4 protein-coding genes are annotated in these 6,164 nt (G+C 59.6%); 2 read left to right on the forward strand and 2 right to left on the reverse strand.

Annotated elements, in window-relative coordinates:
- The first annotated feature begins 3 nt into the window (after nucleotides 1-3).
- Together glcF and CAF87_RS22070 are read left to right on the forward strand one after the other, a co-directional pair.
- Nucleotides 4-1,236, forward strand: a complete 1,233-nt coding sequence (gene glcF, locus CAF87_RS22065; RefSeq protein WP_085733045.1) for a glycolate oxidase subunit GlcF — start codon at nucleotides 4-6, stop codon at nucleotides 1,234-1,236.
- A gap of 915 nt (nucleotides 1,237-2,151) precedes the next feature.
- The gene (locus CAF87_RS22070; RefSeq protein WP_085708741.1) at nucleotides 2,152-2,925 is read left to right on the forward strand and encodes a helix-turn-helix transcriptional regulator; all 774 of its coding nucleotides are present in this window, start codon (nucleotides 2,152-2,154) and stop codon (nucleotides 2,923-2,925) included.
- Between the two features lie 63 nt (nucleotides 2,926-2,988).
- On the opposite strand, the gene CAF87_RS22075 is transcribed toward CAF87_RS22070, so the two are convergent.
- Both CAF87_RS22075 and macA read right to left on the reverse strand, forming a co-directional pair.
- The gene (locus CAF87_RS22075) at nucleotides 2,989-4,947 is read right to left on the reverse strand and encodes a MacB family efflux pump subunit (protein ID WP_085733259.1); all 1,959 of its coding nucleotides are present in this window, start codon (nucleotides 4,945-4,947) and stop codon (nucleotides 2,989-2,991) included.
- Nucleotides 4,948-4,949: 2 nt separating this feature from the next.
- Entirely contained in the window at nucleotides 4,950-6,098 is a 1,149-nt protein-coding gene (gene macA / locus CAF87_RS22080) for a macrolide transporter subunit MacA (RefSeq protein WP_085733046.1), read from the reverse strand.
- Nucleotides 6,099-6,164: the final 66 nt, after the last annotated feature.

Below are 6,164 nucleotides of genomic sequence, written 5' to 3' on the forward strand. Positions count from 1 at the left end.
GCCATGCAAACCACTTTCAGCGAAGAGGCTCGGCAACTGCCACGCGCCGAAGAAGCCGAAAGCATCCTGCGTACCTGCGTGCACTGCGGTTTCTGCAACGCGACCTGCCCGACCTATCAGTTGCTCGGCGACGAACTCGACGGCCCACGGGGTCGCATCTACCTGATCAAGCAAGTGCTGGAAGGCAACGAGGTCACCCGCAAAACCCAACTGCATCTGGATCGTTGCCTGTCCTGCCGCAATTGCGAAACCACCTGCCCGTCGGGGGTGGACTATCACAACCTGCTCGATATCGGCCGCGCCGTGGTGGATGCCGCTGTGCCGCGGCCCATCGGCCAACGCTTGTTGCGCGGAGGTTTGCGCGCAGTGGCGCCCGATGCTTCTTTGTTCAAGGGACTGCTCGGTGCTGGCCAGATCTTCCGCGCGCTGCTGCCCGAGACTCTGCAAACCAAACTGCCGCGCAGCACCTCTGCAACCGAGCGCCGCCCGGTAACCCGGCATGCCCGCCAGGTATTGATGCTTGAAGGCTGCGTGCAACCGGGATTGTCGCCCAACACCAATACGGCGGCTGCACGGGTGCTGGATCGACTGGGGATCGGCATTACTCCGGCGCTGAATGCCGGCTGCTGCGGCGCCGTGGACTATCACCTCGATGCCCAGGCCAAAGGACTTGAGCGCGCCCGCAAGAATATCGACGCCTGGTGGCCGGCCATCGAACAAGGCGCCGAAGCGATCGTGCAGACTGCCAGCGGTTGTGGTGCGTTCATCAAGGATTACGGGCACCTGCTGTGCAGCGACCCGGCCTATGCCGAGAAGGCGAAAGCCGTCAGTGCACTGGCGAAAGATCTGGTGGAAGTATTGCGTGAGGAACCGCTCGAGTCCCTTGGCATTCATGCCGATCAGCGCTTGGCTTTCCACTGCCCCTGCACCTTGCAACATGCACAGAGACTCGGCGGCGCGGTGGAGTCGGTGCTGACCCGGCTGGGCTTCAATCTCACGACCGTGCCGGACGCCCATCTGTGCTGTGGCTCAGCGGGCACCTATTCGATAACGCAACCGGCGCTGGCCCGGCAACTGCGCGACCAAAAGCTCAATGCACTGGAAAGTGGCCATCCGGATGTCATCGCTACCGCCAATATTGGCTGCCAGGCCCACCTCGACGGCGCTGGACGCACACCGGTCAGGCACTGGATCGAACTGGTGGATGCCGCGATGCCCTTGGTGAGCGACGCGTAGGATTGCTGGCAGTAGTCAAATGATGGGCGAAAAAAAACCGCCTTAGCGGGGCGGTTTTTCGGTAGGCCTCAGTTTGCGGCTGGGGCCTGTTTTGTCTCACGGACAGAACTGACGTGCCGGAATACTATTAATCTTTGGTCTTCGTTGCAACGTTATTTTGCGTGCTACACGAAGTCAAGGAAGATGCTGACGGACGTTAACCACCCCAAAACACGCTGACAGAAATAACGAATTACAAAACATATAAACCCTTTATCCATGATCCTCAAAATCCCGCCATAAGACAGGTTAATATGCCAGCGCTCATTCGCCAGTATGTCCATAAGGTTTGGCTGGAACCATAACGGTTTCATGCCCTTCGACACGGTTTTGCACCCGTGCCGGAATGATGGCTCGGAGGGATCACAACCGGCCACCTCATGGACAGAACTGACGTTTATGTCCGAAGGCACACATGGTCCGGTAAGTGCGCTGGAGGTCTGGCCCCCGACCTGGAGGCCAAAACGTATGAAGCTTATGCTGCGTACGCTGAGCCTCATATGGAGATCGTTTCAAGCGTTTCGCTTTTACGAGTTCCTGCGAGACCACTTTGACAACCTGAAGTAACGGTTGTCGATGCGGGAAAAAGCCCGTTTTGGCTTCGGCTGAAACGGGCTTTTTTTGTTCTTGAAAACTGTCACTTGTATGACTTTTTATAAAATTGATCCTGTTCTGCTGTAAGGCATTTCTCTGACATCTGTCATCCCGACATCCTCCTCACCGTCAGTTATGAGCTAATAGCACCTTCATTAAACCGTCGCTGAAACGTTGTACTAGGATAGGATCCAATTTCCTGATTCGCTGTCGCCGGGCATGGAGCTGTTTTCCGGTGGTTCAGGAACACGAGTACCACACTGCAACTCATGGATGAACGACATGAACTCACAGCTGTTTCCTCACATTGGCAAGGTCATCGCCAGCACTGGCAGCCGACATTTCCCACGGATGCTGCACGACCTGATCCTGACCCAACTGGCGGTGGACGCCACGCATATCCGGCAGATGCGCGTGGAACCGGTCGGACGCACGCAACCGCGCGGCGAACCCGAATGCATCAAGGAAGCGCCACTGCCGGCTGAAACGGTGTATTCCGAACTGAGCACCCTGCCGAGTGCCAATGATTTGCCCACTCCCGAACCCTCGACGGTCACCGACGCCTCGCAATTGCACCTGACCCGGCGCAAGGACGGTTATCGCTATGTGATCTCGGTCTACCGTTGTGGCCCGGCAAAACGCTTCTCCGCTCATGAGCGCAGTTTGTTGCAGGACATTTCCCCGGTGCTGCTGCCGATGGTGGAAAAACACATCAACGCCCTGCAACCGGCGAACACTGATGCCCAGGGGCAATCCCAGGAACAATCAGATTCCACCCTGCTGGGCCTGGAAACCCTGCGCCTGCGCTTTTGCGAACGAGTGGAGCAACTGGGGTTGAGCCTGTCGAACCGCGAGATGGAAGTGTGTGTGGGTCTGCTGGCCGGACGCACCGCGCCTGAACTGGCCGAACAGTTGCAACTGAAGGTCAACACAGTCGAAAGCTACCTCAAACGCGCAGCCATCAAACTGGGCATCAGCGGACGTCACTCGCTGATGCGCTGGATGTATTCGCCGAAGGACTGCCCGGCAGCCTGCGGCCCTTCGAACGCGGCCTGAAGGCTCACACACCTCTGACGAAACCGCCCTCCTGCAAAGGACGGCGGTTTTTTCGTGCTCGCTTCAATCCCGGGCCAGCGCCTCGATCGGATCGAGCCGCGACGCATTGCGGGCCGGCACGAAGCCGAACACGATGCCGATCAGGGTCGAGCAGATCACGGCAGTCAGCACCGAGGTCATCGAGAACACCATTTCCCATTCCTTGATGAACAGCGAGAACAGGTGGCCGATGGCATAAGACAGGGAAATACCGATAGCGCCACCCAGCAGACAGACCATCACCGCCTCCACCAGAAACTGCTGACGGATGTCCGACTGCCGCGCCCCGACCGCCATGCGGATACCGATCTCACGGGTACGCTCGGTGACCGACACCAGCATGATGTTCATCACGCCGATACCGCCCACCACCAGCGAAATCACCGCAATCAGCGACAGCAACAAGGCCAGTGAGCGGCTGGTTTTCTGCACGGTCTGCATCACGCTGTCGAGGTTGTTGGTGAAGAAGTCCTTGGTGCCGTGACGCTGCAGCATCAACTTGTTGACGTTGTCTTCCACCACTTTGCTCGGCTGGCCGTCCTTGATCCGTACACTGATGCTGTCCAGATAGCGCTGGCCCAACAGCCGTCCGGCTGCGGTTTCGTAGGGCACCCAGACGTTTAGCGACTTGCTCGACGAGAAGATGTTCTTGTTTTCAGCCGCCACACCGATCACGGTGCACGGCAGATTGCCGATCAGGATCACCTGCCCCAGCGGATCGACGCCCTCGCCGAACAACCGATGGCGGGTGTTGTGATCGATCACCACCACCTGCGCCTGACGCCGGGCATCGCTTTCACTGAACGGGATGCCTGACTCCATCTTGATTCCGCGCACCTGGAAGTACAGGTCGCTAACGCCGTTGACCTGCGCATCGAGGTCGATGTTGCGGTAACGCAGCAACAGATTGCGCCCGACCACCGGCGTAGCGCTGTCAACGTAATAGAGCTGATTGAGTGCCGTCACATCCGCCGGCACCAGGGTTTCGATGGCCGCCGATCGACTGTCACCGAAACTGGTGCCGGAATAGATATCGATGGTGTTGCTGCCGATGGCCTGAATGTCTTTCAAGACATAACGCTTGGCCCCTTCGCCGATGGCCGAAATCGACACCACCGAGGTGATGCCGATGACGATCCCGAGCATGGTCAGCAAGGTGCGCATGCGATGGGAGATCAGTGCGACCCAGGCCATGTTGAACGCTTCCTTGAACAACCCGAGACTGGCCACCAGACGCCGTGCTGCGGTGGACTTGGGCGGCACCGCGTCCTCATTGGTCAGCGCCGTGGTGTCGCGCTCGTTGCGGCGGTCACTGAGGATCTCGCCGTCGCTGACTTCAATGATGCGCTCGGCGTTGGCCGCGACCTTGGGATCGTGAGTCACCAGAATCACTGTGTGCCCGGCCGCGTGCAGCTCCAGCAGAATGCGCATCACCTCCTTGCCACTGGTGGTGTCGAGGGCGCCGGTGGGCTCGTCGGCGAGGATCACTTCACCGCCATTCATCAAGGCTCGGGCGATACTCACCCGCTGCTGCTGACCGCCGGAGAGCTGGCTGGGGCGGTGCGTCAGGTGCCCTTCCAGTCCCAGACGCGCCAACAGCTCACGGGCACGGGCGTGGCGCTGCGGCTCTGGCGTGCCGGCGTAGATCGCCGGCATTTCGACGTTGTGCATCGCGCTCAGATGCGGCAGCAAGTGATAGCGCTGGAAGATGAAGCCGAAATAGTCGCGACGCAGTTCGGCCAGCGCCTGATTGTCCAGATCACGGGTTTCCCGGCCGTTGATCTTGTAGCTGCCGGCCGTGGCGTAGTCGAGGCAGCCGAGGATGTTCATCAGGGTCGATTTGCCGGAGCCCGAGGCGCCGATGATCGCCACCATTTCCCCGGCATTGATCGTCAGGTCGATATTCTTCAACGCCAGAAATTCACGATCACCAGCGGTGAAACTACGGCTGATGCCGGTCAGTTGCAGCAGAGGTTCGGTCATGCTCATGCCCCTGCCACTTTCGCCACAGGATCACCGATCACCACTCGGTCACCTTCGGCCAGACCGTCGTTGACCTGCACCTTGACGTTGTTGTTGATCCCGGTCTGTACGTTGCGCGACTGCGCCTGGCCCTTGGCGTCCAGCACCCGCACCGGAAAACTGCCGTCGTTGTTGCGCGGGCCCAGCGCGGCCACCGGAATCGTCAACACCGATTTGGCGGTATCGAGCACCACCCGCACCTGAGCCGTCATGGAGATGCGCAAGCGGTGATCGGGATTGGGCACGTCGAACAGCGCGTTGTAGAACACCGCCGTGTTCTGTTTCGGCGTGCCGGCGGGCGGGGTTTCGAGGAAGTTCTGCGGCGCCGGCTCAGTGCCGCGCAGCTTGCCGTAATAACGCTTGTCCTCGCCGAGAATGGTGAAATAGACCTCCTGCCCCGGCGCAATGTGAATGACATCGGCCTCCGACACCTGAGCCTTGACGGTCATGGTGTCCAGGTCCGCCAGTTTCAACAGGATCGGCGCCAGTTGGTTGGCGATCACGGTCTGGCCTTCCTGGGTGACGATACCCACCACGTCGCCGTCGATGGGCGCGACGATCCGCGTGTAGGCCAGATTGACCTTGGCAGTGTCGATCTGGATATGCGCGCTCTTGATTTGCGCATCCAGCGATAACAGGTTGGCCTGCTGTACCTCGTAGTTCGATTGCGCGGTTTCGAAATCCTGCCGCGAGATCGACGCGTCCTCCTGCAGGTTCTGATAGCGCTCGTAGATTGCCTTGGTCTGGCGCAACTGAGCCTGGGTCGCCCGGCGCTGGGCTTGCAGGTTTTCCTCGTCGACCTGCGCCTGACGCAAGGTGTTCTGCAGCACCAGCGGGTCGATTTCCGCCAGCCACTGGCCCTTCTTGACCTTGTCGCCGACCTTGACCTTGAGCGACTTCAACTGCCCCGAGACTTGGGCACCGACGTCCACCTGCTTGATGCCCTCCAGCAATCCGGTGGCCAGCACCGCATTTTCAATGTCACCGCGTTCGACCGTGGCGGTCAGGTACTGCGGTGCTTCGGCCGGTGCCTGCACCGTGTAGAACACCAACCCGGCCACCAGCGTCAACGCGATTCCCAGACCGACTTTGCGCAACTTCGACTGTTCCATAAATGACCACAATTCCGTTCAGGGTTGAGCCCGGCCAGCGGCCGGGTTCCAGGATAAAAACTTCAA

Source organism: Pseudomonas sp. R38(2017) (genome assembly GCF_002112395.1).
GTDB lineage: Bacteria > Pseudomonadota > Gammaproteobacteria > Pseudomonadales > Pseudomonadaceae > Aquipseudomonas.